At 61.7% G+C, this 26101-nt stretch carries 31 protein-coding genes; 18 read left to right on the forward strand and 13 right to left on the reverse strand.

Annotation, left to right across the window (positions count from 1 at the left end):
* Positions 1-50: 50 nt before the first annotated feature.
* Genes rpsP through trmD form a run of 6 tightly spaced genes read left to right on the forward strand, consistent with a single transcriptional unit; the run spans position 51 to position 3367 of the window.
* Complete coding sequence (gene rpsP, locus AC2FML_RS17515) at positions 51-446, forward strand: 30S ribosomal protein S16 (protein ID WP_170421814.1); 396 nt, start codon at positions 51-53, stop codon at positions 444-446.
* 12 nt (positions 447-458) lie between these two features.
* Positions 459-1094, forward strand: a complete 636-nt coding sequence (gene bluB / locus AC2FML_RS17520) for a 5,6-dimethylbenzimidazole synthase (RefSeq protein WP_496735405.1) — start codon at positions 459-461, stop codon at positions 1092-1094.
* 6 nt (positions 1095-1100) lie between these two features.
* On the forward strand, positions 1101-1250 hold the full coding sequence (locus AC2FML_RS17525) for a hypothetical protein (protein WP_170372674.1): 150 nt from the start codon (positions 1101-1103) through the stop codon (positions 1248-1250).
* Positions 1243-1746: a ribosome maturation factor RimM gene (rimM, locus tag AC2FML_RS17530; protein WP_093965189.1), complete on the forward strand. Its 504-nt coding sequence runs from the start codon at positions 1243-1245 to the stop codon at positions 1744-1746. The genes AC2FML_RS17525 and rimM overlap by 8 nt, the downstream gene beginning before the upstream one ends.
* Complete coding sequence (locus AC2FML_RS17535; RefSeq protein WP_480638301.1) at positions 1743-2561, forward strand: hypothetical protein; 819 nt, start codon at positions 1743-1745, stop codon at positions 2559-2561. The genes rimM and AC2FML_RS17535 overlap by 4 nt, the downstream gene beginning before the upstream one ends.
* On the forward strand, positions 2558-3367 hold the full coding sequence (gene trmD, locus AC2FML_RS17540) for a tRNA (guanosine(37)-N1)-methyltransferase TrmD (protein WP_496783975.1): 810 nt from the start codon (positions 2558-2560) through the stop codon (positions 3365-3367). The genes AC2FML_RS17535 and trmD overlap by 4 nt, the downstream gene beginning before the upstream one ends.
* On the opposite strand, the gene AC2FML_RS17545 is transcribed toward trmD, so the two are convergent.
* Complete coding sequence (locus AC2FML_RS17545) at positions 3364-4167, reverse strand: glycoside hydrolase family 25 protein (RefSeq protein ID WP_170367885.1); 804 nt, start codon at positions 4165-4167, stop codon at positions 3364-3366. The genes trmD and AC2FML_RS17545 overlap by 4 nt on opposite strands.
* A gap of 395 nt (positions 4168-4562) precedes the next feature.
* Here AC2FML_RS17545 and rplS point away from each other — a divergent pair, with 395 nt between their 5' ends.
* On the forward strand, positions 4563-4946 hold the full coding sequence (gene rplS, locus AC2FML_RS17550) for a 50S ribosomal protein L19 (protein ID WP_093965183.1): 384 nt from the start codon (positions 4563-4565) through the stop codon (positions 4944-4946).
* 11 nt (positions 4947-4957) lie between these two features.
* Positions 4958-5179 carry a 50S ribosomal protein L31 gene (gene rpmE, locus AC2FML_RS17555; RefSeq protein WP_093965180.1) on the forward strand — a complete coding sequence of 74 codons (222 nt, stop codon included), beginning with the start codon at positions 4958-4960 and terminating at the stop codon, positions 5177-5179.
* A 64-nt stretch (positions 5180-5243) separates the two neighbouring features.
* Here rpmE and AC2FML_RS17560 read toward each other — a convergent pair whose 3' ends face one another.
* Together AC2FML_RS17560 and AC2FML_RS17565 are read right to left on the reverse strand one after the other, a co-directional pair.
* On the reverse strand, positions 5244-5564 hold the full coding sequence (locus AC2FML_RS17560; RefSeq protein ID WP_170439825.1) for a Dabb family protein: 321 nt from the start codon (positions 5562-5564) through the stop codon (positions 5244-5246).
* A gap of 25 nt (positions 5565-5589) precedes the next feature.
* Positions 5590-6477 carry an AEC family transporter gene (locus AC2FML_RS17565; RefSeq protein WP_496783976.1) on the reverse strand — a complete coding sequence of 296 codons (888 nt, stop codon included), beginning with the start codon at positions 6475-6477 and terminating at the stop codon, positions 5590-5592.
* 218 nt (positions 6478-6695) lie between these two features.
* On the opposite strand from AC2FML_RS17565, the gene AC2FML_RS17570 reads away from it, so the two are divergent.
* Positions 6696-7505: a division plane positioning ATPase MipZ gene (locus AC2FML_RS17570; RefSeq protein ID WP_093965175.1), complete on the forward strand. Its 810-nt coding sequence runs from the start codon at positions 6696-6698 to the stop codon at positions 7503-7505.
* Here the strand turns inward: AC2FML_RS17570 and AC2FML_RS17575 are convergent.
* Complete coding sequence (locus AC2FML_RS17575) at positions 7502-8734, reverse strand: adenylate/guanylate cyclase domain-containing protein (RefSeq protein ID WP_496783977.1); 1233 nt, start codon at positions 8732-8734, stop codon at positions 7502-7504. The genes AC2FML_RS17570 and AC2FML_RS17575 overlap by 4 nt on opposite strands.
* Positions 8735-8793: 59 nt before the next feature.
* On the reverse strand, positions 8794-9246 hold the full coding sequence (locus AC2FML_RS17580; RefSeq protein WP_093965172.1) for a MarR family winged helix-turn-helix transcriptional regulator: 453 nt from the start codon (positions 9244-9246) through the stop codon (positions 8794-8796).
* A 56-nt stretch (positions 9247-9302) separates the two neighbouring features.
* Between AC2FML_RS17580 and hmgA the strand changes: the two genes are divergently transcribed.
* From hmgA to AC2FML_RS17615, 7 genes are all read left to right on the forward strand, one after another.
* The gene (gene hmgA / locus AC2FML_RS17585; RefSeq protein WP_496783978.1) at positions 9303-10658 is read left to right on the forward strand and encodes a homogentisate 1,2-dioxygenase; all 1356 of its coding nucleotides are present in this window, start codon (positions 9303-9305) and stop codon (positions 10656-10658) included.
* Positions 10659-10700: 42 nt separating this feature from the next.
* Positions 10701-11957: a fumarylacetoacetase gene (gene fahA, locus AC2FML_RS17590; protein ID WP_496783979.1), complete on the forward strand. Its 1257-nt coding sequence runs from the start codon at positions 10701-10703 to the stop codon at positions 11955-11957.
* Between the two features lie 10 nt (positions 11958-11967).
* On the forward strand, positions 11968-12918 hold the full coding sequence (locus tag AC2FML_RS17595) for an MBL fold metallo-hydrolase (protein WP_496735156.1): 951 nt from the start codon (positions 11968-11970) through the stop codon (positions 12916-12918).
* A 134-nt stretch (positions 12919-13052) separates the two neighbouring features.
* The gene (locus AC2FML_RS17600) at positions 13053-14663 is read left to right on the forward strand and encodes an FAD-dependent oxidoreductase (protein WP_496783980.1); all 1611 of its coding nucleotides are present in this window, start codon (positions 13053-13055) and stop codon (positions 14661-14663) included.
* Between the two features lie 5 nt (positions 14664-14668).
* Positions 14669-14860 (forward strand): DUF2783 domain-containing protein, encoded by a 192-nt coding sequence (locus AC2FML_RS17605; RefSeq protein ID WP_149776332.1) that lies wholly within the window; start codon positions 14669-14671, stop codon positions 14858-14860.
* Positions 14857-15495 (forward strand): maleylacetoacetate isomerase, encoded by a 639-nt coding sequence (maiA, locus tag AC2FML_RS17610; RefSeq protein WP_496783981.1) that lies wholly within the window; start codon positions 14857-14859, stop codon positions 15493-15495. The genes AC2FML_RS17605 and maiA overlap by 4 nt, the downstream gene beginning before the upstream one ends.
* A 90-nt stretch (positions 15496-15585) precedes the next feature.
* Positions 15586-15927, forward strand: coding sequence for a DOPA 4,5-dioxygenase family protein (locus AC2FML_RS17615; protein ID WP_170361437.1), 342 nt, complete (start codon positions 15586-15588; stop codon positions 15925-15927).
* On the opposite strand, the gene AC2FML_RS17620 is transcribed toward AC2FML_RS17615, so the two are convergent.
* The gene (locus tag AC2FML_RS17620; protein WP_496783982.1) at positions 15924-17552 is read right to left on the reverse strand and encodes an acyl-CoA synthetase; all 1629 of its coding nucleotides are present in this window, start codon (positions 17550-17552) and stop codon (positions 15924-15926) included. The two genes, AC2FML_RS17615 and AC2FML_RS17620, sit on opposite strands and share 4 nt — an antisense overlap.
* A 222-nt stretch (positions 17553-17774) precedes the next feature.
* On the opposite strand from AC2FML_RS17620, the gene AC2FML_RS17625 reads away from it, so the two are divergent.
* The gene (locus AC2FML_RS17625) at positions 17775-19166 is read left to right on the forward strand and encodes an aminotransferase family protein (protein WP_496783983.1); all 1392 of its coding nucleotides are present in this window, start codon (positions 17775-17777) and stop codon (positions 19164-19166) included.
* 120 nt (positions 19167-19286) lie between these two features.
* Here AC2FML_RS17625 and AC2FML_RS17630 read toward each other — a convergent pair whose 3' ends face one another.
* The 6 genes from AC2FML_RS17630 to AC2FML_RS17655 form a co-directional block, all read right to left on the reverse strand.
* Positions 19287-20090 carry a methyltransferase domain-containing protein gene (locus AC2FML_RS17630; protein ID WP_496783984.1) on the reverse strand — a complete coding sequence of 268 codons (804 nt, stop codon included), beginning with the start codon at positions 20088-20090 and terminating at the stop codon, positions 19287-19289.
* Positions 20091-20290: 200 nt separating this feature from the next.
* Positions 20291-21016 carry a LamG domain-containing protein gene (locus AC2FML_RS17635; protein WP_496783985.1) on the reverse strand — a complete coding sequence of 242 codons (726 nt, stop codon included), beginning with the start codon at positions 21014-21016 and terminating at the stop codon, positions 20291-20293.
* Positions 21017-21177: 161 nt separating this feature from the next.
* Entirely contained in the window at positions 21178-21543 is a 366-nt protein-coding gene (gene rplT, locus AC2FML_RS17640; RefSeq protein ID WP_170344760.1) for a 50S ribosomal protein L20, read from the reverse strand.
* A gap of 14 nt (positions 21544-21557) precedes the next feature.
* Positions 21558-21758: a 50S ribosomal protein L35 gene (gene rpmI / locus AC2FML_RS17645; protein ID WP_039523697.1), complete on the reverse strand. Its 201-nt coding sequence runs from the start codon at positions 21756-21758 to the stop codon at positions 21558-21560.
* A gap of 181 nt (positions 21759-21939) precedes the next feature.
* On the reverse strand, positions 21940-23493 hold the full coding sequence (locus AC2FML_RS17650) for an alanine/glycine:cation symporter family protein (RefSeq protein ID WP_170361427.1): 1554 nt from the start codon (positions 23491-23493) through the stop codon (positions 21940-21942).
* Positions 23494-23507: 14 nt separating this feature from the next.
* Positions 23508-23945 carry a universal stress protein gene (locus tag AC2FML_RS17655; protein WP_093965150.1) on the reverse strand — a complete coding sequence of 146 codons (438 nt, stop codon included), beginning with the start codon at positions 23943-23945 and terminating at the stop codon, positions 23508-23510.
* Positions 23946-24134: 189 nt separating this feature from the next.
* Here AC2FML_RS17655 and AC2FML_RS17660 point away from each other — a divergent pair, with 189 nt between their 5' ends.
* Positions 24135-24620 carry an Lrp/AsnC family transcriptional regulator gene (locus AC2FML_RS17660; protein ID WP_093965149.1) on the forward strand — a complete coding sequence of 162 codons (486 nt, stop codon included), beginning with the start codon at positions 24135-24137 and terminating at the stop codon, positions 24618-24620.
* 2 nt (positions 24621-24622) lie between these two features.
* Here the strand turns inward: AC2FML_RS17660 and pyk are convergent, their stop codons facing one another.
* Positions 24623-26068, reverse strand: coding sequence for a pyruvate kinase (gene pyk / locus AC2FML_RS17665; RefSeq protein ID WP_170361425.1), 1446 nt, complete (start codon positions 26066-26068; stop codon positions 24623-24625).
* Between the last annotated feature and the right edge of the window lie 33 nt (positions 26069-26101).

Consider the following 26101-nt stretch of genomic DNA (forward strand, 5'->3'; position numbering starts at 1 on the left):
CAGAAATAGCCGGAACACTCCGGCCAACGCCATCCAAAGGAGATACCACAATGGCAATGAAAATTCGTCTGGCCCGTGGCGGCTCGAAAAAGCGCCCCTTCTACCGCATCGTTGCAGCGGACAGCCGCATGCCGCGTGACGGCCGCTTCATCGAGAAGCTGGGCACCTACAACCCGCTGCTGCCGAAAGACAGCGAAGAGCGCGTGAAGATGAACATGGAACGCATCCAGTACTGGCTGGACCAAGGCGCGCAGCCGACCGACCGGATCGCCCGCATGCTGGAAGCCGCCGGCGCCAAGGAAAAAGCCGAGCGCAACAACCCCAAGAAGGGCACCCCGGGCAAGAAGGCCCAGGAGCGCGCCGAAGAGAAAGCCGCCAAGGCTGCTGAAGCCGCAGAGGCTGCTGCCGCTCCGGCCGAAGAAGAAGCTGCTGCTGCAGAAGAGTAAACAGGCGGGCGCGTGCAGGATCAGGCTTTCACCGAAGATTTCCGCACGCAGTTCGATCTGTTGATGCGGCTCCGGCGCGATGTACGCCGGTTCCGCACAGACGCGGTGGACGAGGCAGTGCTGACGCGCTGCCTCGATGCGTTTCAGCTGGCCCCTTCGGTGGGGCTGAGCGAACCGTGGCGCGTGATCCGCGTCGAAAGCACTGCGGCCCGGACCGCGGCGCTGGAGAACTTCAAGGCGGCAAATGACGCGGCGCTGGCGGGCTACTCCGGTGACCGAGCGCAGTTGTACAGCCAGCTGAAACTGTCGGGCATGCAAGAGGCGCCGGTTCAGCTGGCGGTGTTCTGCGATGACGCCACCGACAAGGGCCAGGGGCTGGGCGCAGGCACCATGCCAGAGATGCGCCGCTATTCGGTGGTCTCGGCCGTCACTTTGTTCTGGCTGACGCTGCGCGCGCATGGCCTGGGACTGGGCTGGGTCTCGATCCTCGATCCCGACCGGCTGGCCCGCGACCTGTCGGTGCCCGAGGGCTGGCGGCTGATCGGCTATTTCTGCGTGGGCTGGTCCGAGGAAAGCTCGGACACGCCCGAACTGGAAACCCATGGCTGGGAGTGCCGCCGCGGCAGCCTGCCGGTGGAAACGCGGTAGGGTGGCATGTTTGGTTTGATACGCCTTCCCATCCTGCTGCTGATCGCCTTTATTGTGGGCGTGTTCTTTGAGCGCAACAATCAACGCGAAGCCTGCGACGAAATCGGTGTCTGGGAAAGTGGAATATGCGTGACAACGGAAATGCCCAATGACTGATCTGATCTGTGTCGGCAGCATCGCCGGGTCCTTCGGCGTACGCGGCGAGGTCCGCCTGAAAAGCTATTGCGCGGTACCCGAGGATATCGAGACCTACTCCCCTCTGACCGACGAGAGTGGCGCCCAGCGCTATCCGCTGATCATCACACGCGCGATCAAGAACGGATTTGCCGCGCGTCTGGGCGGGGTCGAAACCAAGGAACAGGCGGACGCCCTGAAGGGGCTGCGCCTTTATGCCCGGCGCGAGCAGTTGCCATCGCTGCCGGATGACGAATTCTATCACGCCGACCTTTTGGGGCTTGAGGTCTATGACACCGGGGGAACCCTGCTGGGGCGGGTCAAATCGGTGCAGAACCACGGCGCCGACGACCTGCTCGAACTGCACGGGCCCGGGTTGAAATCCACTGTATTTCTGCCATTCACCAAAGCGGCCGTACCCACGGTTGACCTTGAAGCCGGGCGTATCGTCGCCGACCCTCCCGAGGGCCTGCTGTGACGCGGCGCATCCTGCTGCATCTGGGCCTTCACAAGACCGGCACGACCGCCGCGCAATCCTTTCTGTTCGAGAACCGAGCGTTGATCTGGCCGCGCCACGCATTGGTTCTGCCCTATGTCACCCGCAAATCCGGGTTATCCGAAGCCGCCACGCGCCATTCGCTGTATGGGACATTCGGTACGCTGTCCGAATTCGGCAATCGCTGGCGCGAACTTCTGGCGACGCTGGATTTCGGGGAAAAGCGCGGCCTGATCCTGAGCGAGGAGAACTTCTCGGGGCTTCGCCCCAGCCGCAATCTGGTTATGGGATACGCCGAAGCCCCTGATCTGGCCGCCTGCCTGGTCGATACGCTGCGCAACCGGCTGGTCGGGTCGGAACTGGACATCACCGTATATCTCTCGCTGCGCCAGCGCGGCAGTTGGATCCGCAGTCTCTGGGCCCATGATCTTCAGCGCACGCGGCTGGTGCAGGATTTCGACACGTTCCGCGAGAGGCTCGAAGAGCTCCCTTCGCTGCAGCAGACTGCGGACGCCGTTCGTGATCGGCTACCCTCGGTTCGAGTGCGGACCGAATGGCTGGAAGACCTGCGTGAGCATAGCTTTGGCCCCGGCACACCTTTTGCCGAATTCCTGGACCTGCCGCCCGAGAAGGCCACCCTGCTGGTCAAGCCCACTCGGTCAAACCCGGCATTGCCGCAAGAAGCGCTGTCCGAAATGCTCGAGTTGAACCGATCGGGGCTGGACGAGGCGGCGCTGGTCCGACAGAAAGCCCGCATCGTCGAACGCGCTCAAATCAGTCTGACCACGAACACATGACGGACAAACCTGCAAAGTCACATGGCCGCAAGGCTATTCGCCCCACGCTGAAACCGCGTGAGCTGCTGACGCCCACGCCGGACCTGCATGGCGTGTGGAAGGCCAAGGTGATCACGCTGTTCCCATCTGCCTTTCCCGGCGTCTTGGGCGAAAGCCTGATCGGCAAGGCGCTGCAGGAGGGGCTGTGGCAACTGGAAACGGTCGATCTGCGGCAGTTCGGTGTCGGCAAGCATCGCAATGTCGACGACACGCCCGCAGGCGGCGGTGCCGGCATGGTGTTGCGGCCGGATGTACTGGGGGCCGCCATTGATCACACTATGGATGGGGTACAGGGCAACTGGCCGCTGATTTACCTCAGCCCGCGCGGGCGCCGGATGGATCAGCGCATGATGCAGAACTTGGCCCGTTGCGATGGCATGACCCTGTTGTGTGGCCGCTTTGAAGGCGTTGATGAACGGGTTTTGGAGCACTACGGCATCCAGGAAGTCTCGCTGGGCGATTTCGTCATGACCGGAGGCGAGATTGCCGCGCAGGCGCTGATCGACGCCACCGTGCGACTGCTGCCCGGGGTTCTGGGAAATCAGGCCTCGACCGAGGAAGAGAGCTTTTCGTCCGGCTTGCTGGAACACCCGCAATACACTCGGCCGGCCGAGTGGAACGGGCGCGAGATCCCTCCGATCCTGATGTCCGGACATCATGGGCGCATCGCCGAATGGCGTCACCAGATGGCGGAAGAGATTACCCGCACGCGCCGCCCGGACCTGTGGGATGCCTACCTGAAGGCGCGCGGGGAAACCGACGACTAGGGTGCGCCCGCCTTCCATCGCGCCCAGATATCAGGCGAGCCGTTGAAGGCGTTGATGTCCACCCGCCCCTGCACGCCGGGAACCAACCCGGTGCCCGTGTACTGCCAGAACCGCCAGACTGCCTTGGGATAGACATTGCGCGGATGCCCCGCGACCGAGCGCAGCCAGAACTCGGTCTTTGGCAGACGTCCGATACCTGTGTCCTCGTAGAAATCGACCGTGGTGTAGACGATCGGCCGGCGGCCATAATGTCGCTCCAATATGTCGAGGAACCTTTCCGCCTCGGCCCGCACCGTCTTGCCATCGGGACGCAGGGTGCAGGTTTTGGAATGGGGGGTCCATTCCATGTCCAGCACATGCGGCAGGTCGGCCCCTCGGGGAACGTTGCGAATGAACCAACGGGCCTGTTCGGCCGCGGGGCGGCAGAAGTAGTAATAGTGATATGCACCCCACGGAACCCCCGCCGCCCGGGCGCCCTGACTGTGATCCTGGAACATCGGATCGGCCACGTCGCCCCCTTCGGTCGCCTTAATGAACACGAAACTGACCCCCGAGGCCTTGGCCTGACGCCAGTCGATCGGTCCCTGCCAGCGCGAGACGTCGAGCCCATGCACGGGATAGTGCTCGGGCCGCCGCCGCTCCCAGTCATGCGGGTCGGCATCCGCAAAGGCTGGGTACAGAACCGAAGGTCCGGAAAGTCCCGCGACCACCGGTTGGTCTAAGATTTGGGGCGCCGGCGCACGACGCCCGCAAGACATCAGTGCCAGCGCAAGAACCACGCAGAAAATCGCTTTGCTCATCGTGTTGCTCTGCCTCTAAACCTGCCCTCAAATTATGACCCAGAATGCCCGATCCCCGGCACAAGGCAACGCCGCGGTAAAGGTGACGGCGGATTCCCACCAAATCTACCACGATTTGGCCTGAAATCCGGCGATTTGGGCTTGATATGCACGTCCGACTTCCCTAAACGGGCGCAATCCGGTGCCGCCTCTGGGGCGACTCCGGTGTTTTGGGTTGATCGCAGGAACGCACCTGCCCTTCTTCGGATCAGGGAAGCTGTGGAATAACCCGGACCAAAAGGAACATTCGACCTGACCTCTGGCGGGCTGCAGATCGCGGGACCCGGAGAAGACCAAGAGCTCTCAGATCGTGCCCAACTTCGTGGACCAACCACGAGCAGATAGGAGTAACTGCGATGGACCTGATCGCACAGCTTGAGGCGGAACAGATTGCCGCCCTGGGGAAAGACATCCCCGACTTCAAAGCCGGTGACACCATCCGTGTCGGCTACAAGGTGACCGAAGGCTCGCGCACCCGTGTGCAGAACTACGAAGGTGTCTGCATCGCGCGTAAAAACGGCGACGGCATCGCCGGATCGTTCACCGTTCGCAAGATTTCGTTTGGCGAAGGCGTGGAGCGTGTGTTCCCGCTGTATTCGACCAACATCGACAGCATCACCGTTGTCCGTCGTGGCCGCGTCCGTCGCGCCAAACTGTACTATCTGCGTACCCGTCGCGGTAAATCCGCCCGTATCGCAGAAGTCACCAACTACAAGCCCAAGGCTGGTGCCGAGGCGTAAGGAGCGGAAAGATGAAAAAAGACATCCATCCCGACTACCACATGATCGACGTCAAACTAACCGACGGCACCGTGATCCAGATGAAATCGACCTGGGGCGCCGAAGGCGATCAGCTGGCCCTGGAAATCGACCCCTCCTCGCACCCCGCGTGGACCGGTGGCTCGTCGCGCCTGATGGACGCCGGCGGTCGCGTGTCGAAGTTCAAGAAGAAGTACGAAGGCCTGGGTTTCTGAACCAGCGCCTTTGCGGAATTTCCAAGGCCGTCCCCCAGGGGGCGGCCTTTTTCGTTGGCCGCTTCTATTGCGCGTCCGGAACGTCGAGGTCAAAGACGATGATCCCGTCGGCACCATTCTGACACAGATCACACAGCTGACCGCCCAACCGGCGGTGTGTCGGGTGTTCGGCGTAAGCCTTCACGGCGGGTCGATCCGCAAAGCGGATCACGAACCCATCGCGATAGTCCTGCGACTTTCCTTCGAAATCGAGATTGGGGCCGCTTTCAAAGGCCAAGGCCCCGTCCAGATCAGCGCATAGCTCGGCCAAGCCGGTCAGAACGGTGCGGCGCGCGTCCTGCGGTGCATCTGATCGGAAAGTGAAGAACACGCAGTGCAATATCATGATGTCGGTTCCTGGTTGGGCAAAGTCAGATCCAGTAGGCCAAGGCGAGCGGCAGCACCAGGATCGTCGTCAGGGTTGAGACCATGATGTACCCGGCCACTTCCGGGCCATATTCCGGAACATGCTGGTCGATGAACAGGTATGTCGCAACCGAGGACGGCATCAGGCAGCACAGGATCAACACTCCGCGTTCGACCCCGGTAAAGCCGAACAGCCAGACAAGCGTGGTGGCGATCCCGGCTGCCAGAACGAGATGCAGACCTGTCAGAACGACTGCCCGGCCAAGGCTGCCCGTCCGAAGCGTGGCCAGCGTGTGACCAAGTGTCAGCAACATCAGCGGGATCGACAGCCCGCCCAGGATGTCAAAGGATTTGGCGATCGGTTGCGGCAGGGCAGAACCCGTAGCCATCAGCGTCAGCGCGATGGCAACCGCATAGATGATCGGAGATGTTGCAAGCTTCCGGGCCGAGAACTCTCCGGCCGGGATCCACATGCCTACCGTGAAAATGCTCACCAACACCACGACGACAAAAGCCATCGTATAGGCCATGCCCGCATCGCCCAGTGCCAGCAAAGTGACCGGCAATCCGATATTGCCCACATTGCCATGCATCAGCGGTGTCAGAAACGCCCGCACCGGCCAACGCAACAGCCGCAACGCCAAAAATCCGAGCACGCCGAATGCCGCAATGGCGAGGGCAGCAGCCGCCATCATGTCCAGAAACGTGGCAATCTGGATCTTGGTGGCGGACAGATGAGAGATGATCAATGTCGGATATCCCACCTTCGAGACAATCCCGCCGATCACCTTGTTGTCGAACGGTGCGCGCGCGACCGCCAGCCCGTACCCCACACCGGCACAGATCAGCACCGGCAGAACGATGTTCAATACGTTCAGGAATACGTGCTCCAAGCCGCGTCCTTGCGTCCAAGTCAGTTTGCAGACTGTGGCGGCGGACGCCCCGTTTGGCAACAACCAAGCGTCAAGCTGCGGGTATCGCGAAAAAAACCAATATAGACACTGATATTGTCCCGCAGACCCTACAGGACCGCTTTTCTTCGCGGATCACACAACATATAGTGGGTTCAAACAACGTGTAGGCAAACACGGCGCGACTTGGGAATACAGGTATGGCACATATCATCGTTGTGGGGAACGAAAAGGGCGGCGCAGGCAAGTCGACGGTTTCCATGCATGTTGCAACCGCGCTTGCGCGTTTGGGCAACAAGGTCAGCACCCTGGATCTGGACCTGCGGCAGCGCAGCCTGGGCCGCTATTTCGAGAACCGCCGCAATTTCCTTTCCACGGAAAAGCTGGAGCTGCCCAGCCCGCGCCACCATGACCTGCCCGAGATCGACGCAAGCAAGCTCAAACCCGGCGAGAACATCTATGACCACCGTCTGTCGGCCGCCGTGGCCGAGTTGGAAAGCGACAGCGATTTCATCCTGATCGACTGCCCTGGCTCACACACAAGGCTGAGCCAGGTGGCTCATTCGCTGGCCGACACGCTGATCACGCCGCTGAACGACAGTTTCATCGATTTCGACCTGCTGGCCCGGATCGACTCGAAGGGCGAAAAGATCCTCGGGCCCTCGGTCTATTCCGAGATGGTCTGGAACGCGCGGCAATTGCGGGCGCAGGCCGGGCTGAAACCGATCGATTGGGTGGTGGTGCGCAACCGCGTGGGCACCCAGCGCATGGTCAACAAGGAAAAGATGCAGCGCGCCATCGAGATGCTGTCGCAGCGCATCGGCTTCCGCGTCGCCTCGGGCTTTTCCGAGCGTGTGATCTTTCGCGAACTGTTCCCGCGCGGGCTGACGCTGCTGGACCTCAAGGATATCGGGGTGAAACAGCTCAATATCTCGAACATCGCAGCCCGTCAGGAGTTGCGCGACATGATGCGTGAGCTGAACCTGCCCGGGGTCGAGATCGACTTCTAGGCCGTCGGCGCGTAGATCGTGAACAGCTCTTTGGGTTCGGGCACGCCGCGCAGCATATAGCGCCCGACCGAGATCAGGTCCTGTTCGCAGGGCTGAGCGGCGCGGGCCACGTCATCCGAGATCAAGATACGCCGGTCCAGCGACCGGTGCATGCCTGCGATGCGCGCGGCCTGGTTCACCGCCGGTCCGATCACGGTGAAATCCAGCCGGCTTTCAGCACCGATATTGCCATAAAGGATCTCGCCCGAATGCAAGGCAAGGGTGAAATTGGCGACCGGCAGGCCGGCGGCGGCCCGTTCCGCGTTGAGCTCGGCCATACGCGTCTGCAGAACACCAACGGCGGCCAGCGCGGCGCGGGCGTCCTCGTCGATCTCGCCCACGTCGAACATGGCCATCAGGCCGTCGCCCATGAATTTCAGGATATTGCCGCCACAACCCTGAACGACCTCGACCGCCACGGCCAGATAGTCGTTCAGCATGGCGATGATGTCCGACCCGGGAAGGCGTTCGGCCAGGCCGGTAAAGCCCTCAAGGTCGAAATTCCAGATCACGGCATCGATCTGCTGCAACGATCCGCGCCGGATTTCCCCTGACAAAACGCGCCGACCCGCATCCCGTCCAAGATAAACGCGCAGCAGATCCTGCGCCATTTTCCGGTTCGAGGCCGATTTCAAGGCCAGCCCCAGATGCGGCAGAGCATATCGGATCAGATCCAGGTGAATGTCGTCGAACCCCTCGGCATGGTCCGTCGTCCACGACATCAGCACCCCCTCGGGCATCTGGTCCAGGGCGATCCGGTTTTCGGGATCGACCTTCTGCAGAACCAGACCGGATGCAAAGTAGTCGGTGGCACCTTTCTGGTGCAGTTCGTTCAGAAAGGGAAATCGGCTGGGTTCGTTCTGGTCTTTCAACATTTCACGCAGCTCCTTCGCGCCGGACTGCAGCATCGCGTAAAGCGGGCTGGAAACCCACTGATCGGGCAATTCCTCGCGGTGCTCGTAATTCTCGACACTGCCCCCTTCGTCCCGGTACCAGTTGAAGCCGGTGCCGCCGTAAGTGGGGTGATAGGCGCTCTGGGCGGCGTGAAACCGCATCAGTGGAACGCCCGCATCCACAAGCCGCAGGCAATAACCTTCGAGTATTTCCGACTGTTCGGCCCCTTCCAGCCCCCGGTCCAGCAACCATCCAATCAGATCATCGGCGCGGGATTTGGGGTCGGTGGATGGCATCTTGGGGCTCCGTTTGGTCTGCACCCCACTTGGGGGCTGCGAGGCCAGATTACCAGAGGTCAGTCCATCCCGGCCAGCCGCCGCAGCATCATCCTCAACAGCGCCGCCTCGCCCGTCGTGAACATGCCCGCCAGCCGGGCGTCATAGTCGCGGGCGATGTCGCGCAATTCGCGGTACACCGTCAGACCGGCGGGTGTCAGGGTCAGCCGCTCCATCCGGCGGTCGTTTTCGTCGCGGGTGCGCCGCAGGTATCGGCGCTGTTCCAGCTTGTGCACCGCGCGGCTGATCTTGGTCTTGTGCATCTTGGCACGTTCCCCGATCTGCTTAGCGGTCATCTCCCCGTAATTGCCAAGGTGGAACAACACGCGCCATTCGGTGCGCAGCATCCCATAGCGGTTCTTGTAGACCTTCTGGAAATCCAACGAGCTTTCCTCGGCCGCCTGGTTGAGCAGGAAGGGCAGGAAATTTCGCAGGTCGAAGTCATCTTTTTCGGCGGAATCTGGCTGTGTCATGGTTGTTAGTTACAAAATCAACTATTATCCGACAAGCAGCAAACGGAGGAACCCCGATGAATCGTCCGACTGACCCGCACGCTCTGACCCAAGCCAGCACGCCCGTTGGCACCCATGCAGGCTATATGCCCGGCTTTGGCAATGACTTTGAAACCGAGGCGCTGCCCGGCGCGCTGCCGCAGGGCATGAACAGCCCGCAGAAATGCAACTATGGCCTTTATGGCGAACAGCTCAGCGGTACCGCCTTCACCGCCAACCCGCCCGAGCGCACCTGGTGCTATCGCATCCGGCCGTCGGTCAAGCATTCGCACCGCTATGAAAAGATCGACCTGCCCTTTTGGAAAAGCGCCCCGAATGTCGATCCGGACGTGATCAGCCTGGGCCAGTACCGCTGGGACGCGGTGCCCCATTCCGACCAGCCGCTGACCTGGCTGACCGGCATGCGCACCATGACCACCGCCGGCGACGTGAACACCCAGGTCGGCATGGCCAGCCACATCTATCTGGTCACCGAATCGATGGTGGACGACTATTTCTTCTCGGCCGATTCCGAGCTTCTGGTGGTGCCGCAGGAAGGCCGGCTGCGTTTTGCGACCGAGCTGGGCATCATCGACCTGGAACCCAAGGAGATCGCCATCATCCCGCGCGGGCTGGTCTACCGCGTCGAGGTGCTGGAAGGCCCCTGCCGCGGTTTCGTCTGCGAGAACTACGGCCAGAAATTCGAGCTGCCGGGCCGCGGCCCGATCGGCGCCAACTGCATGGCCAACCCGCGCGACTTCAAGGCGCCGGTGGCCGCTTTCGAGGATCGCGAGGCGCCCTCGACCGTGACGATCAAGTGGTGCGGCCAGTTCCACACCACCAAGATCGGTCACAGCCCGCTGGACGTGGTGGCCTGGCACGGCAACTACGCGCCCTACAAATACGACCTGCGCACCTATTGCCCGGTCGGGGCCATTCTGTTCGACCACCCCGATCCGTCGATCTTTACCGTGCTGACCGCGCCTTCGGGCGTTCCGGGCACGGCCAATATCGACTTCGTCCTGTTCCGCGAACGCTGGATGGTGATGGAGGACACCTTCCGCCCGCCGTGGTACCACAAGAACATCATGTCCGAGCTGATGGGCAATATCTACGGCCAGTATGACGCCAAGCCGCAGGGCTTCGTACCGGGCGGCATGAGCCTGCACAACATGATGATCCCGCATGGCCCCGACAAGGAAGCCTTTGAAAAGGCGTCCAACGCCAATCTGGGGCCGGACAAGCTGGACAATACCATGTCCTTCATGTTCGAGACCCGCTTTCCGCAGCACCTGACCGCCTTTGCCGCGAACGAGGCGCCGCTGCAGGATGACTACATCGATTGCTGGACGGATCTAGAGAAGAAATTCGACGGCACGCCCGGCAAGAAATGACACCGGTGGCCCCACGGCCACCGCACCGCACAAGGAAACGCAATGCCTTTGATGAAATCCTGGGTGGCCTCGGCCAATGACGCGAACCACCCTTTTCCGCTGAACAACCTGCCTTATGGCGTCTTTTCGACCGAAGGCACCGAGCCACGCTGCGGCGTGGCCATCGGGGACATGATCCTTGACGTGTCCACCGCCGAGGCCGAAGGGCTGATCACGCTGGGCGACGAGCCGCTGTTCGACCTGCCCTTCTGGAACCCGCTGATGGAACAGGGACCGGCCGTCTGGGCCGCCCTGCGCGAGCGGCTGACCGCCCTGCTGGCGAAAGGGTCGAAAGAACAGGACAAGGTCGAACCGCTGCTGGTTCCGCAGGCCGAGGCCCAGCTGCACATGCCCTTCGCCGTCAGCGAATACACCGATTTCTACGCGGGCAAGCACCATGCCACCAATGTGGGCACCATGTTCCGCGGCCCGGAAAATGCGCTGCCGCCCAACTGGCTGCACATCCCCATCGGCTACAACGGACGGGCCTCGTCGGTGGTGGTTTCGGGCACCGATATCCGCCGCCCGTGGGGCCAGTTGAAATCGCCCGACCACGACCGCCCAGCCTTCCTGCCCAGCCGCCGTTTCGACATCGAGCTGGAGATGGGCGCCATCGTCGGCACCCCGTCCGACGGCCCGATCACCTTGCAGGAGGCCGACGACCACATCTTTGGCTATGTCCTGTTGAACGACTGGTCGGCGCGCGACATCCAAGCGTGGGAATACCAGCCGCTGGGCCCGTTCCAGGCCAAGGCCACCGCCACCTCGATTTCGCCCTGGATCGTGACCAAGGCCGCGCTGGACCCCTTCCGCTGCGACACGCCCCCGCGTGAAGTCGAGTTGCTGGACCACCTCAAGGACTGCGGCCCGATGCTCTATGACATCGAGCTTGAGGTGACGATGGCGCCCGAGGGCAAACCGGCGTCCACCATCGCCCGCACCAATTACAAGGAAATGTATTACTCCTCGGCGCAGCAACTGGCGCATCACACCACCTCGGGTTGCCCGATGAACGTGGGCGATCTGCTGGGCTCGGGCACGATCTCGGGGCCGACGAAAGACAGCCGCGGCTCGCTGCTGGAACTCAGCTGGGGCGGCAAGGAGCCGATCACGCTGGACACCGGCGAAACCCGCAGCTTTATCGAGGACGGCGACACGCTGACCCTCAAAGGCGCGGCCCGGGGCGACGGCTACACGATCGGGTTCGGCGACTGCACCGGCACGGTGCTGCCTGCCCTTGAAGACCCATACGCACGATAAGGAGCGCCAAATGGCAAAGGCATTCGCGTCCCAGGGGGACATGACCGAAAAGAAGATCTCGTTCACCGAGGTGGGCGAAGGGCTATATGCCTTCACCGCCGAAGGTGACCCGAACTCGGGCGTGATCATCGGCGATGACAGCGTGATGGTGGTCGAAGCCCAGGCCACTCCGCGCCTGGCGCAGAAGGTGATCGACTGCATCCGGTCCGTGACCGACAAGCCGATCACCCATGTGGCGCTGACCCATTACCACGCGGTCCGCGTGCTGGGCACCAGCGCCTTCGGCGCGCAGCAGATCATCATGTCGGACAGGGCCCGCGCCATGGTCGTCGAACGCGGGAAAGAGGACTGGGACAGCGAGTTCCAGCGCTTTCCGCGCCTGTTTGAAGGGCATGAAAGCATCCCCGGCCTGACCTGGCCCACCACCACTTTCAACGACACGATGACGGTCTATCTGGGCAACCGCCGGGTCGACCTGATGCATCTGGGCCGGGCCCATACGGCCGGCGACGTCGTGATCCATGTGCCCGACCAGAACGTGATGTTCACCGGCGACATCGTCGAATATCACTCGGCCTGCTATTGCGGTGACGGGCATTTCAGCGACTGGGGCGACACGCTGGATCAGATCCAGTGGTTCGACGTGGACGCCATCGCCCCGGGGCGCGGCGATGCGCTTGTCGGCAAGGAAATGGTGAACGCCGCCATCGAGAACACCCGCGATTTCGTCGAAAGCACCTATCGCCCGGCGGCCAAGGTGGCGGCACGCGGCGGCAGCCTGAAAGAGGCCTGGGACGCGGTGCGTGCGGAGTGCGATCCGAAATTCTCGGACTACGCCATCTATGAACACTGCCTGCCCTTCAACGTGGCCCGCGCCTATGACGAGGCGCGCGGCATCGACACCCCGCGCATCTGGACCGCCCAGCGCGACCTGGAGATGTGGGAGGCCCTGCAGGGCTGAGAAATAGCCCGGCAACTTGATCCAGATCGTGTTGCCGGCCTGAAAACGATGCAACCATGGAGGAGAGCCATCGGCGCCCCGCGCCGGTGGGCAGGGAATGTGCGCCCGGCGCACAGAACTTGGGGAGAGAGCCCATGAACAAGATTTTTGAACAGCCGCTCTATGCCTATGCCCGCAGCCCCGATCAGGATGCCCCCGCCCCGGTGCGGCATCAGGTGATCGTGATCGGTGCGGGCCCGGTCGGGCTGGCCGCCGCCATCGACCTGGCCCAGCAAGGCGTCGAAGTGGTGGTGCTGGACGACAACGACAAGGTCAGTTTCGGCAGCCGCGCCATCTGTTTCGCCCAGCGCACGCTGGAAATCGCCGACCGGCTGGGATGTGCCCGGCCTATGGTGGACAAGGGCGTGCTGTGGAACACCGGCAAGGTGTTTTTCGACGACCGCAAGGTCTATGAATTTAACCTGCAACCCGATGAGGGCTATGCCCATCCGGCCTTCATCAACCTTCAGCAATACTACTTTGAGCAGTTCATGGTCGAACGGGTCCGCGCGTTGCAGGCCCAGGGCGCGCCGATCGAGATCCGTGGCCGCAACAAAGTCGAGGCGATCGGTACCCATGACGACCACGTCAAACTCGAGGTGGAAACGCCCGAGGGGTCGTACACCGTCGAAGCCGACTGGCTGATCGCCTGCGACGGGGCCAATTCGCCCACCCGCCGGATGCTGGGGCTGGATTTCGTGGGCCGGGTGTTCGAGGACAACTTCCTGATCGCCGACGTGATCATGGAGGCCGATTTCCCGTCCGAGCGCTGGTTCTGGTTCGACCCGCCCTTCAACCGCGGCCAGTCGGCGCTGCTGCACAAACAGCCCGACAATGTCTGGCGCATCGACCTGCAACTGGGCTGGGACATCGACAAGGAACGGGAAAAGCGCCCCGAAAACGTGATCCCGCGCCTCAAGGCGATGCTGGGCGAGGATGTCCAGTTCGAGCTGGAATGGGTCAGCATCTATACCTTCCAGTGCCGCCGGATGGAGAAATTCCGCCACGGCCGCGTCCTGTTTGCCGGCGACAGCGCCCATCAGGTCAGCCCCTTCGGCGCGCGCGGGGCCAATTCGGGCCTGCAGGACACCGACAACCTGTGTTGGAAGCTGAAGATGGTCCTGGACGGTACCGCGCCCGACAGCCTGCTGGACAGCTATGACTTCGAGCGCATCCATGGTGCGGACGAGAACATCCTGAACTCGACCCGCTCGACCGATTTCATCACGCCGAAATCGGAAATGTCACGCATCCTGCGTGACGCAGTTCTGGACCTGAGTGAGCACTACGAGTTCGCCCGCCCGCTGGTGAACTCGGGTCGGCTGAGCGTGCCCTGCACCTATGGCGGATCGCCGCTGAATTCGGCGGATGCGCTGGGCGGCCCGGCCGAAACGCGCCCCGGTTCGCCCTGCCCCGATGCGCCGCTGGGGGATGAATTCCTGTTGCCCAAGCTGGCAGGCAAGTTCACCCTGCTGACCATCGACGCCGACGCCCCGGAGACGATCGAGGAAGAGGGCGTGACGGTCGAGCGACTGGCGCTGTCGGTCAAGGATGACCGCACGCTGGCGCTGAAGCGGCGGTATCTGGGCGACGCGGAAGGTGCGGTCTATCTGATCCGGCCCGACCAGCACGTGGCGGCGCGGCGCGACAGCTATGAAGATAACGCGTTCCGGCATGCGATCCGCCGGGCCATCGGCAAGGAGTAGGCACAATGGATGAACTGATCCTCACCCCGAATATCGACGGCGCGGATGATTTCTATGCCGATCTGCTGGCCGCGCACGACGGTCTGGACAAGGCCGAAAGCGATGCGCTGAATGCGCGGCTGGTACTGGTGCTGGCCAACCACATCGGCGACCGGACCATCCTGAAACAGGCGATCGACGCGGCCAAAGCCCGATGAGCGACGTCGTCCTGTATGACTATTGGCGATCCTCGGCCAGCTATCGGGTGCGCATCGCGCTGAACCTGGCCGGGATCGCCTATCGCGCGCAGACCGTCGATCTGGTCAAGGGCGAGCAGACCGCGCCCGCGCATCTGGCGCGCAATCCGCAGGGCTTTGTGCCCGTGCTCGAGATCGACGGCGTGCAACTGACACAGTCGCTGGCCATTCTGGACTATCTCGACCGGACGCGAGGGCTGAACCTGCTGCCGGACGAGCTGCTTGCGCGGGCCAGGGCGCAGGCGCTGGCCCATGCCATCGCGGTGGATCTGCACCCGGTCTGCAACCTGAAGGTCGCCCGCCACGCCACGCAGTTGAGCGGCGGAAAGGGCGACATGCCCGGCGACTGGATGCGCCATTTCATCCGCCCCGGTCTGCTGGCCTTCGAGGCAATGCTGGACGGGTTCGAGCAAGCCCCCTATTGCACGGGATCGGCGCCCGGTTTGGCCGATCTGTGCCTGATCCCACAGATGTACAACGCCCGGCGCTGGCAGGTCGATCTGTCGGACATGCCGCGCATTCTGGCGGTCGAGGCGGCCTGCGCCGACCACCCTGCCTTTGCAGCGGCCCACCCGGACACCCACGCGCCGGGCTGAGCCGCGCACAGGGTCTGTGTGCCGATGCGTCTGTGCACCGGCGCCGATCCGGCCTAGCCTTGTGCCGGAAATCACCGCACGAGGCCCCCGATGCCACAGATCACCGGCTATCACGCCCATGTCTATTTCGACGCCGAAACGCAGGAGACCGCCCGCCGTGTCTGCGAAGAGGCTGCCCGCCTGTTCCCCGTCCAGATGGGCCACATGCACAGCCGTAATGTCGGCCCCCACCCGCGCTGGAGCTGCCAGCTGAGCTTTGCCGCCGATGCCTTCGACAAGGTGATCCCATGGCTGATGCTGAACCGGCAGGGACTGACTGTGTTCACCCACCCCGAAACCGGCGAGCACCTGCCCGACCACCGCGACCGGGCGATCTGGATGGGCGAGATGCTGGAATTGGACCTGTCGATCTTTGACCGGCTGGGCGCCTAGCCCAGCGCCCGGGCCTGATCTCTGAGCTTGAATTTCTGGATTTTGCCCGTCGAAGTCTTGGGCAATGGCCCGAAAACGACCGTTCTTGGTGCCTTGAAATGGGCCATGTGATCGCGGCAGAACGCGATCAGATCGGCCTCGGTCGCCTCGGCGCCCGACTTCAGCTCGACAAAGGCGCAGGGCGTCTCGCCCCATTTCTCGTCCGGTTTGGCGACCACGGCGGCCTCCATCACCGCCGGGTGCTTGTAGAGGATATCCTCGACCTCGACCGACGAGATGTTCTCGCCCCCCGAAATGATGATGTCCTTTGACCGGTCCTTCAGCGCGACATAGCCGTCGGGATGCATCACCCCCAGATCGCCCGAGGCGAACCAGCCGCCGCGGAACGCTTTCTGCGTGGCCTCGGGGTTCTTGAGATACCCTTTCATCACGATGTTGCCCTGCATGAAGATCTCGCCCATGGTCTCGCCATCGGCCGGCACCGGTTCGAGCGTTTCGGGATCAGCCACCATCAGCCCCGACAGCGCGACGTATTTCACCCCCTGCCGCACCTTGAGCGCGGCGCGTTCCTCGGCGGGCTTGTCGTTCCATTCGTCCTTCCAGGCGCACACGACCGACGGCCCGTAGGTCTCGGTCAGGCCATAGACATGGGTGACCTCGATGCCCATTCCCTCCATCGCGGCGATCACCGCGGCAGGCGGCGGGGCGCCTGCGGTCATCACCTTGATTTCATGATCGAAATCTCTGAGGTGATCGGGCGCGTTGGCCAGCATGTTCAGAACGATGGGCGCGCCGCAGAAATGGGTGACCTTCTCGTCCCGGAAGGCCTTGTAGATCGGCTCGTCCCGCACCGCCCGCAGGCAGACGGACGTGCCAGCATTCGCGGCCATGGTCCAGGGGAAACACCAGCCGTTGCAGTGGAACATCGGCAGCGTCCACAGATAGACCGAATGCTGCGGCATGCCCCATGTCAGGATGTTCGACGTGGCGTTCAGCGCCGCGCCGCGGTGGTGATAGACCACCCCCTTGGGGTTGCCCGTGGTGCCAGAAGTGTAGTTCAGCGTGATCGCGTCCCATTCATCGGCGGGCAGAGACCAAGAAAATTCCGGGTCGCCTTCGGCCAGCAGGTCGTCATACGTCAGCGCGCCCAGTTTCTCGCCACCGTCGAAACTGGGATCCTCGATGTCGATCACCAGAATGTCGTGATCCACCTGCTCCAGCGCCTGCTTCACCACGCCCGAAAACTCGGGATCGACCAGCAGCACCTTGGATTCGGCGTGGTTCAGGATGAAGGCGATGATCGGGGCATCGAGCCTTGTGTTGATGGTGTTCAGCACCGCGCCTGACATGGGCACGCCGAAATGCGCCTCGTACATTTCGGGGATGTTGGCGGCGATGATCGATACCGTGTCGCCCGTGCTCACCCCACGCGCAGCCAACGCGCTGGCCAACCGGCGGCAGCGCGCATAGGTCTGCGCCCAGCTATGGCGCCGGTCGCCATAGACCACGGCCGGATAGTCAGGGTAAACGGCCGCCGTCCGCTCGATATAACTAAGCGGGGACAGGGCCGTGAAATTGGCCCGGCCTTTGTCCAGATCGCGCTGATAAATGCTGTGGGTCGCCATCCGCCTCTCCTCCCCAATTCGTCGGATTTTTCGTATTGAGCACAAAGGTTGCCGCAAAACAAACCCGTAAAAAAACCCGAGACGAATATACTGGAGCTACGCGATCGGGTAATCTGGCCCTACTGCGTACCGGGCTTTCGGGCTGATCTGCGGTATCTGGTTCATCCGCGCCTGCCGGGCATCGTGATTCCCGCGCGTCGCGTCTTACTGAAAGGACATGTCATGGACGGCACGTTCAACGAAAACGATCTTTCCCGCGTGGTCGAGGCCGACCGCGCCCATATCTGGCACCATCTGATCCAGCACAAGCCGTTTGAGACGAACGATCCGCGCATCATCGTCGAAGGCAAGGGCATGCGCGTCTGGGATCAAAAGGGCAAGGAACACCTGGATGCCGTCTCGGGCGGTGTATGGACGGTGAACGTGGGCTATGGCCGCGAATCCATCTGCAAGGCCGTCTACGACCAGTTGATGAAGCTGTGCTACTTTGCAAACTCGGCGGGCTCGATCCCCGGGGCGCTGTTTGCCGAAAAGCTGATCGAGAAGATGCCGGGCATGAGCCGGGTCTACTACACCAACTCGGGGAGCGAGGCGAACGAGAAGGCGTTCAAGATGGTCCGCCAGATCGCCCACAAGAAGTACGGCGGCAAGAAGACCAAGATCCTGTATCGCGACCGCGACTATCATGGCTCGACTCTGGCTGCGATGTCGGCGGGCGGTCAGGATGAGCGCAACGCGCAATACGGCCCCTTTGCGCCGGATTTCGTGCGCGTGCCGCACTGCATGGAATACCGCAAGCACGAACTGGACGGCGCGCCCGACGAGAACTTTGGCGAGTGGGCCGCAGATCAGATCGAACGGGTCATCCTGCGCGAAGGCCCCGACACTGTGGGCGCGCTGTGCCTTGAGCCGGTGACCGCCGGCGGCGGCGTGATCGAAGCGCCCGAGGGCTATTGGCAGCGCGTGCAGGAGATCTGCAAGAAGTACGACATCCTGCTGCATATCGACGAGGTCGTCTGCGGCGTGGGTCGCACCGGCACCTGGTTCGGGTACCAGCAATACGGGGTGAAACCCGACTTCGTGACCATGGCCAAAGGCGTGGCCTCGGGCTATGCCGCGATTGCCTGCATGGTGACCACCGAGGAAGTCTTTGACATGTTCAAAGACGATGCCGCGGACCCGATGAACTATTTCCGCGACATCTCGACCTTTGGCGGCTGCACCGCCGGGCCGGCCGCGGCGATCGAGAATATGCGCATCATCGAAGACGAGAACCTGCTAGGCAATTGCGCCGCCATGGGGGACCGCATGATGGGCAACCTGCAGGCACTGATGGACAAGCACAAGGTCATCGGCGACGTGCGCGGCAAGGGCCTGTTCCTGGGTGCCGAACTGGTCGCGGATCGCGCGTCCAAAGAACCGGTGGACGAAAAGCTTGCCCAAGCGGTCGTGGCCGATTGCATGGCGCAAGGGGTAATCATTGGCGTGACCAACCGCTCGGTCCCCGGGCGCAACAACACGCTGTGCTTCTCTCCGGCTTTGATCGCCACGGCGGACGACATCGACCAAATCACCGATGCGGTTGATGGCGCACTGGGGCGTGTGTTCGGGTAAACTCAGCGCAGGATAAAAGACCAAGTGAAACCGGCGTTCTTCGCGCCGGTTTCTTTTTTGAGCTCCATTCGCTCAGGCAATAGCCTTTGTTTGAGTCAATCAGCGCATCCAGACCAAAGTCTAGGATTTGCGCCCGCTGATGACAAAATGGGTTAGCGAAAAGAAAAACCGGCCCTTCGCGGCCAAGGATCTCTGCTCATCCGCCCATTCCTTGGCTTCCTGATCCGGAACGAGCTTGTTGGACTCGGCAAACCTTTTCATCAGGGTGATCATCATATTGGCCAGCCCATCTGGCCGGAGTTCGTTATCGCAAATCGTGATCGGCGTGATGCTTTCCACAGTGAAACCCGCGTCTCTCAATATCGGTGGCAGTCGTGCGGGCACGTCTCTCCCGACAAAGTGCTCGTCCCAGGCTTTTATCATCTGATCCATTCTTGCCGGATCATCACTGTACCAAACCAGACTGTCGAAATGGATGTCGCCCACGACAAGCAGACCAGCCGTCCTGAGACAGCGATGGGCCTCCGCCACCGCGGCGGCAATGTCGTCTAAATACTCGTAAACCTGAACCGATACCGCCTTGTCGAGTGACGCATCCTCGACCGGAAGTTGGCCTGCCTCACCCTCCATGATCTGGACCCAGTCATATTCATGGCAGCGGTTTTTGGCGGAACTCCGCATCGCCTCACTTGGATCGATCCCCAAAACACGCCCGGTCGGACCAACCGCCCGCGCGAGCTCTGCTGTCAAAAGACCGTTGCCGCATCCAACGTCCGCAATGGTATCACCCGGGGCTGGTCGCAACGCGTCAAAAGACCCTCGCCGCCGCCGGGTGACATCGGCACCTTGATACACGCTATCGAGTAGACGCGTTGTTGCTGCATCAAATTCAAGCATGGCACTCGCAAAACCAATGTTGGTCAATTCAGCACGTGCAAGCCTAGCGGTTTTTGGTCTAATTGTCTGCCTGCGCAAAAAAGCAGGCACTCAGGCATCAAAAAAAGCCGCCCCTTGTAGCGCGGCCTTTCTTTCACTGTTTACTGAATGAGGAGGCCAGAGGGGCAAGTACCCTAGAAACCACCCCACCAAGCAGCTCCAGTTCGTGCAACCTGCGTTTTTGTGCGTCAGTTCGCCCTTTTGATTTCGACTTCATCAAATTCGAAACGGCCAGTTCCAAAGGCTGCCAGGCCTATCCCCGCACGAGCGCCCTGGCTGGAGTTCGTGGACGTTCGCTTTGAGAACAGCGTTTGAACGACCTTGGTCCCGTTGGCAAAGAAAACCACATGCGCCCCTCGGACCTGGAAGGTCAGCTTGTTCGGGGCGCCGACACGTATCGCGTCATGTCTGTCCGCGTGTACCAGCCGCAATTGGCGACCGTCCTTTTGCTGTACGTGATAGCGCCCTTTGTCGTCCACAGTGAACGCCACATACTTCCCGGACTTTCCGCTGCCAACCAGAATGCCCACACCGCTTTTGCCGCTGAACTCTCCGTCCACCACGGCAGAGATTACCATGTCCTGCGTGCTCTCCAACGAATCCGAGCCGGGAAACTTCACCCACGCCACATCGTTGAACTGAAGGCTACGCGCATCCTGTCTGTTCTCCATGACGAATTTTTTATCGGCCACATAAACAGCCCAGGGCGGCTTGGCCGTTTGAAAGTCGATCTGCCCACCCAGCATGAGCGTCGTGTCGTCGCCATCAAAGGTTTCAACCAAAACGTCAGGAAGGTCAGGTTCGGTGATCGTGTCCTGTGATCTTGCCACTGTCGGGTGGCAAATCGCCACTGCCGTCAAGACAAGAAGGGCTTGTGTAAGTCTTTGGCAAATAGGCATTTCAGTATTCCGCATTCAATTCATCAGTGAAACTCAGTAGATGACTACATCAAATGCGTGTAGTGACCATGACGGAATCCCATACTTGGTTTATGCGAAATCCAATCTGGTCGATCCAAAGAAAAAAGCCGCCCCGAACGGGACGGCCTTTCTTTCACTGTCTCTCTAAAAGAGGATCAGGCAGTCAGAGCGGCCTGAGCTTTGGCGACGATCGCGCCGAACGCTTCCGGTTCGTGCACGGCCAGGTCGGCCAGAACTTTGCGGTCCACTTCGATACCGGCCAGGTTCAGGCCGTTGATGAAGCGGGAATAGGTCAGAGCTTCGTCATGCGAACGAACAGCGGCGTTGATGCGCTGGATCCACAGGGCGCGGAAGTTGCGCTTGCGGTTCTTGCGGTCGCGGGTTGCGTACTGGTTGGCCTTGTCGACGGCCTGACGGGCAACCTTGAAGGTGTTCTTGCGGCGGCCATAGTAACCTTTGGCGGCCTTGATGACCTTCTTGTGACGGGCGTGAGTTACGGTTCCACCTTTAACGCGGGACATATCGGTATCTCCTCTTAGCGGTCGTAGGGCATGTAGCCCTTGACGATCTTGGCGTCGGGGGCGGACAGGGTGGTGGTGCCACGGGCGTCGCGGATGAACTTTTTGGTCCGCTTGATCATGCCGTGCCGCTTGCCGGCCTGAGCCGACATGACCTTACCGGTCGCGGTCACCTTGAAGCGCTTCTTGGCGCTCGATTTTGTCTTCATCTTGGGCATTTCCGTCTCCTTTCAGGGTTCGGTCCGAAACGCGACTCGGCATGCCACATCGGCCGGTCGCGCGATCAGATGCGCCGTTTACGCAAGTTCGGTCATGCTGGCAAGGGGTTTTTGACCTGTTCGGGTGCTTTTTGCACCGGGGTCGGGAACCGGGGCAGCAAGGCCGCCCCGGTTGGTGTCATCAGTCGGCAAACTTGCGGATTTCGCCGCTTTTCAGTCGCGCGCTGTACGAGGCCAGCTCCTGACGCACCACTTTCATCAGGAAGTAGAGCGCAAAGACGTTGACCACGGCCATGGCAAAGATCGCCGCGTCCGAGAAGTCGATGACCGGGCCCAGGTTGGCCGCAGCCCCGATCACCACGAAGATGCAGAAGATCAGCTTGAACGCCAGCTCCTTGGTGTGGCCCTCGCCGAACAGATAGGTCCAGGCCTTCAGGCCATAGTAGGACCAGCTGATCATGGTCGAGAAGGCGAACAGGATCACCGCGATGGCCAGGATGTAGGGGAACCAGCTGAAGGCGCTGCCGAAGGCGGCCGAAGTCAGGCTGACGCCCGAGTTGCCATCCACGGTTGCGATCGCCGTGCCGGCTTCGTTCAGCACGTACAGGCCGGTTGCCGGGTCGATCACCAGCTGCTGGGTGATGATGATCACCAGCGCGGTCATGGTGCAGATCACCACGGTGTCGATGAACGGCTCAAGCAGCGAAACAAAGCCCTCGGTGATCGGTTCCTTGGTGCGGACGGCCGAGTGCGCAATGGCAGCCGAGCCAACGCCCGCCTCGTTCGAGAATGCGGCGCGCTTGAAGCCCTGAATCAGAGCACCGACCATGCCGCCGGCGACACCCAGACCGGTGAAGGCACCAGCGAAGATCTGACCGAAGGCCCAGCCGATCATGTCGGCGTTCATGATGATGATGACCAGAGCAGTGGCGACATACAGGATGCCCATGAACGGCACGACCTTCTCGGTCACGCGGGCGATCGACTTCAGGCCGCCCACGATGACCATGAACACCACGGCCGCGAAGACCAGGCCGGTGATCCAACCGGGATAGTCACCGACGATACCCGCGATCTGCTGGTGCGCCTGGTTGGCCTGGAACATGTTGCCCCCGCCCAGCGCGCCAAGGATACAGAAGATCGAGAACAGGACCGCCAGGATCTTGCCGCCGGGCAGACCCAGCTCGGCAAAGCCCTTGGACATGTAGTACATCGGGCCGCCCGAAACGGTGCCGTCTTCATACTCGTTGCGGTACTTCACGCCCAGCGTACATTCGGTGAATTTCGATGCCATGCCCAGAAGGCCGGCAAGGATCATCCAGAAGGTCGCACCGGGTCCGCCGATGCCGACCGCCACCGCGACGCCCGCGATGTTGCCGAGGCCGACCGTACCGGACAGCGCCGTTGCCAGCGCCTGGAAGTGACTGACCTCGCCCGCATCGTTGGGGTCGGAATAGTCACCTTTGACCAGGCTAATCGCATGGCTGAAGAACCGCATCTGCACAAAGGCGAAATACAGCGTGAACACCGTCGCGGCCACGACCAGCCACATCACGATCCAGGGAAAGCTCGTCCCCGGAAAAGGTGCGAAGATGAAGCTGACGAAGGGGCCCGTCAGATTCGCGAAAGTCTGGTTGATCTTTTCATCCAGACCGGGGGCCTCCTGCGCAAATGCGGGGTTAGCCAGCAGGGCCGCGGCCGCACCCGACAGACCCAGGGTTTTGATCGATTTCATGTCTGCTCCTCCCGTCAGTTCACGACTGTGACCGGAACGTCGGCATGCATGACCAAATTCTGGGTCGAACTGCCGAAGATTCGCTTTTTGATGCCGTCAGCCGAGGATCGTCCCACGACGATCTGCGATCCGCCGTTTTCGACCGTGATCGCGTTCAGCGTTTCGGCCACATCGCCATGGCGGACAATACCGCGGGCGCTGAAGCCTGCGGCCTTCAGGGCCTCGACGGCGGGTTCCACCACGCGGCTGGTGGCAAGCGCGATTTCCTCCTCGCGCCGCTTGTGCCGCAGGGCGTTTTCCTCGGGAGTTTGGAAAGTATAGGGCGACCATTCGATGACATAGGCAACCAGCAGTTCACACGATCCAATCCGACTTGCCAGATCCTTGGCAAAGCCGACCGCGCGATCCCCGGTCTCTGTCCCGTCCAGTCCTATGACAATTTTCGTTGTCATCTCGTTCCTCCGTTTTTGTTGATTTGGCCGGGGCCCGTGCCCCCGGCAGGGCAGCCGGAACCTGGAACTCGTTTTACAAGACTGCCCTTCGGTCAAGTATCAGGAAAAATCACTAGGAAAAGGAGATTTTTTCGGTCTATTTTCAGGAAAATATGCCGCCAGACCTCAAAAACGCAGGGAAATTGCCTGATGGACAGGGATTTGGATAAGATCGATCAACGGATATTGGCCGAGCTCGAGGCCAATGGACGCCTGCCAATAGTCGAACTGGCGGCCCGAGTAAACCTGACCAACACGCCGTGTTCCGAGCGGGTGAAACGGCTGGAAAAGAGCGGGTACATCACCGGCTACAGCGCGGTGATCGACAAGGAGAGGCTGGGACTGGGGCACTTGACGGTGGTGCAGGTTTCGCTGACGGCCACAGCCGAACACTCGCTGGATCGTTTCAACGAGGCCGTGCGACGGGTACCTGAAATCGAAACCTGCCTGATGGTCGCCGGATCATTCGACTACATGCTGACCGTGCGGACACGCGACATCGCGCATTTCCGAACGGTTTTGGGCGACAAGATCAACAAGCTTCCGGGGATACACCAGACAAGCTCTTTCACGGTGATGGAAACCGTAAAAGAACCTGTCGGCGCCAAAGCAAGACCCGGCGGACCGGGTGGCTGATCCTATTCGGGATCCGTCGAGTAGATCAGGCGCTCGTCGCAGGGGGCGACGCGCAGGATGTTTGTCGAGCCTGGCACGTTGAACGGAACACCGGCGGTCACCACGATCTGATCCGAGGCGCCGGCAAATCCGCTGGCACGCGCGGCGCGCGCCGCATTGACCACGGCGCTTTTGAACCGCTCGAGCTCGGGCGTCATCACGCAGTGACAGCCCCAGCTGAGGCACAGACGCCGCGCGGTGCCCCGCAGCGACGTCATGGCGATGATCGGGACACCGGGACGCTCGCGGGCGGTGAGCAGTGCGGTGGTACCGCTTTGGGTAAAGCAGCAGATCGCCTTGATGTCGGTCTTTTCGGCAATTTCACGGGCCGCGGCCACGATACCGTCGGCAACGGTCGTTCCCTTGGTCTGGCGCGAGGCGTCGATGATCTGTTTGTATGTTGGGTCGGCTTCGACCTCGATCGCGACCTTGTTCATGGTCTGAACGGCCTCGATCGGATACGAGCCCGCGGCCGACTCGGCGCTCAGCATGATGGCGTCGGTTCCCTCATAGATGGCGGTGGCGACGTCCGACACCTCGGCGCGGGTGGGCATCGGGCTTTCGATCATGCTTTCCAGCATCTGGGTGGCAACGATCACCGGCTTGGCGGCGGCGCGGCACTTGCGGACCAGTCGCTTTTGAATCGGAGGCACGGCCGAGACCGGGAGTTCGACCCCCAGATCGCCACGGGCGACCATGATGCCGTCCGATGCGTCGAGAATTTCGTCGAACGCCTCGACCGCGGCGGGTTTTTCAATCTTGGACAGGATGGCGGCACGGCCATCGGCCAGGGCGCGCGCTTCGTAGACGTCCTTGGCACGCTGCACGAAGCTCAGCGCAAGCCAGTCGACACCCAGCTGGCAAACGAACTCCAGATCGTCCCGGTCCTTTTCGGACAGGGCTGCCAGCGGCAGCACCACGTCCGGCACGTTCACACCCTTGCGGTTCGAGATGGTTCCGCCGATTTCAACTTTGCAATCCGCGAAATCGGGGCCGCATTTCTCAACCACAAGCCGGATCTTGCCGTCGTTGACCAGCAGATGCGCCCCCGCTTCCAACGCCTGAAAAATCTCGGGATGCGGCAGGCAGACCCGGCTGACATCGCCCGGAGTTTCATCCAGATCCAGACGGAACGCGGCACCTTCGACCAACTCTTCTGCATCATTCGCAAACACACCGACCCGCAGTTTCGGGCCTTGAAGGTCAGCCAGAATGGCGATCGGACTGTCGAGATCCTTTTCGATCTGACGGATGATCCGGTGGCGCTCACGGATTTCGTCGTGGCTGCCATGGCTCATGTTCAGGCGGAAAACATCGGCGCCGGCCTCGTGCAGAGCACGGATCATATCATAGTCGTTGGACGCCGGGCCCAGCGTCGCCACGATTTTCACATTTCTCAGGCGTCGCATCGCGCTTGCTCTCCTTGATGGCCGAATGTTACC

Source organism: Ruegeria sp. BHSC029 (genome assembly GCF_059613085.1).

Coding starts and splice junctions, on each gene's coding strand:
- rpsP (WP_170421814.1), top strand. CDS start 51: ATGGCAATGAAAATTCGTCTGGCCCGTGGCGGCTCGAAAAAGCGCCCC.
- AC2FML_RS17525 (WP_170372674.1), top strand. CDS start 1,101: ATGTTTGGTTTGATACGCCTTCCCATCCTGCTGCTGATCGCCTTTATT.
- rimM (WP_093965189.1), top strand. CDS start 1,243: ATGACTGATCTGATCTGTGTCGGCAGCATCGCCGGGTCCTTCGGCGTA.
- trmD (WP_496783975.1), top strand. CDS start 2,558: ATGACGGACAAACCTGCAAAGTCACATGGCCGCAAGGCTATTCGCCCC.
- AC2FML_RS17545 (WP_170367885.1), bottom strand. CDS start 4,167: ATGAGCAAAGCGATTTTCTGCGTGGTTCTTGCGCTGGCACTGATGTCT.
- rplS (WP_093965183.1), top strand. CDS start 4,563: ATGGACCTGATCGCACAGCTTGAGGCGGAACAGATTGCCGCCCTGGGG.
- rpmE (WP_093965180.1), top strand. CDS start 4,958: ATGAAAAAAGACATCCATCCCGACTACCACATGATCGACGTCAAACTA.
- AC2FML_RS17560 (WP_170439825.1), bottom strand. CDS start 5,564: ATGATATTGCACTGCGTGTTCTTCACTTTCCGATCAGATGCACCGCAG.
- AC2FML_RS17570 (WP_093965175.1), top strand. CDS start 6,696: ATGGCACATATCATCGTTGTGGGGAACGAAAAGGGCGGCGCAGGCAAG.
- AC2FML_RS17575 (WP_496783977.1), bottom strand. CDS start 8,734: ATGCCATCCACCGACCCCAAATCCCGCGCCGATGATCTGATTGGATGG.
- AC2FML_RS17580 (WP_093965172.1), bottom strand. CDS start 9,246: ATGACACAGCCAGATTCCGCCGAAAAAGATGACTTCGACCTGCGAAAT.
- hmgA (WP_496783978.1), top strand. CDS start 9,303: ATGAATCGTCCGACTGACCCGCACGCTCTGACCCAAGCCAGCACGCCC.
- fahA (WP_496783979.1), top strand. CDS start 10,701: ATGCCTTTGATGAAATCCTGGGTGGCCTCGGCCAATGACGCGAACCAC.
- AC2FML_RS17595 (WP_496735156.1), top strand. CDS start 11,968: ATGGCAAAGGCATTCGCGTCCCAGGGGGACATGACCGAAAAGAAGATC.
- AC2FML_RS17600 (WP_496783980.1), top strand. CDS start 13,053: ATGAACAAGATTTTTGAACAGCCGCTCTATGCCTATGCCCGCAGCCCC.
- AC2FML_RS17605 (WP_149776332.1), top strand. CDS start 14,669: ATGGATGAACTGATCCTCACCCCGAATATCGACGGCGCGGATGATTTC.
- maiA (WP_496783981.1), top strand. CDS start 14,857: ATGAGCGACGTCGTCCTGTATGACTATTGGCGATCCTCGGCCAGCTAT.
- AC2FML_RS17615 (WP_170361437.1), top strand. CDS start 15,586: ATGCCACAGATCACCGGCTATCACGCCCATGTCTATTTCGACGCCGAA.
- AC2FML_RS17620 (WP_496783982.1), bottom strand. CDS start 17,552: ATGGCGACCCACAGCATTTATCAGCGCGATCTGGACAAAGGCCGGGCC.
- AC2FML_RS17625 (WP_496783983.1), top strand. CDS start 17,775: ATGGACGGCACGTTCAACGAAAACGATCTTTCCCGCGTGGTCGAGGCC.
- AC2FML_RS17635 (WP_496783985.1), bottom strand. CDS start 21,016: ATGCGGAATACTGAAATGCCTATTTGCCAAAGACTTACACAAGCCCTT.
- rplT (WP_170344760.1), bottom strand. CDS start 21,543: ATGTCCCGCGTTAAAGGTGGAACCGTAACTCACGCCCGTCACAAGAAG.
- rpmI (WP_039523697.1), bottom strand. CDS start 21,758: ATGCCCAAGATGAAGACAAAATCGAGCGCCAAGAAGCGCTTCAAGGTG.
- AC2FML_RS17650 (WP_170361427.1), bottom strand. CDS start 23,493: ATGAAATCGATCAAAACCCTGGGTCTGTCGGGTGCGGCCGCGGCCCTG.
- AC2FML_RS17655 (WP_093965150.1), bottom strand. CDS start 23,945: ATGACAACGAAAATTGTCATAGGACTGGACGGGACAGAGACCGGGGAT.
- AC2FML_RS17660 (WP_093965149.1), top strand. CDS start 24,135: ATGGACAGGGATTTGGATAAGATCGATCAACGGATATTGGCCGAGCTC.
- pyk (WP_170361425.1), bottom strand. CDS start 26,068: ATGCGACGCCTGAGAAATGTGAAAATCGTGGCGACGCTGGGCCCGGCG.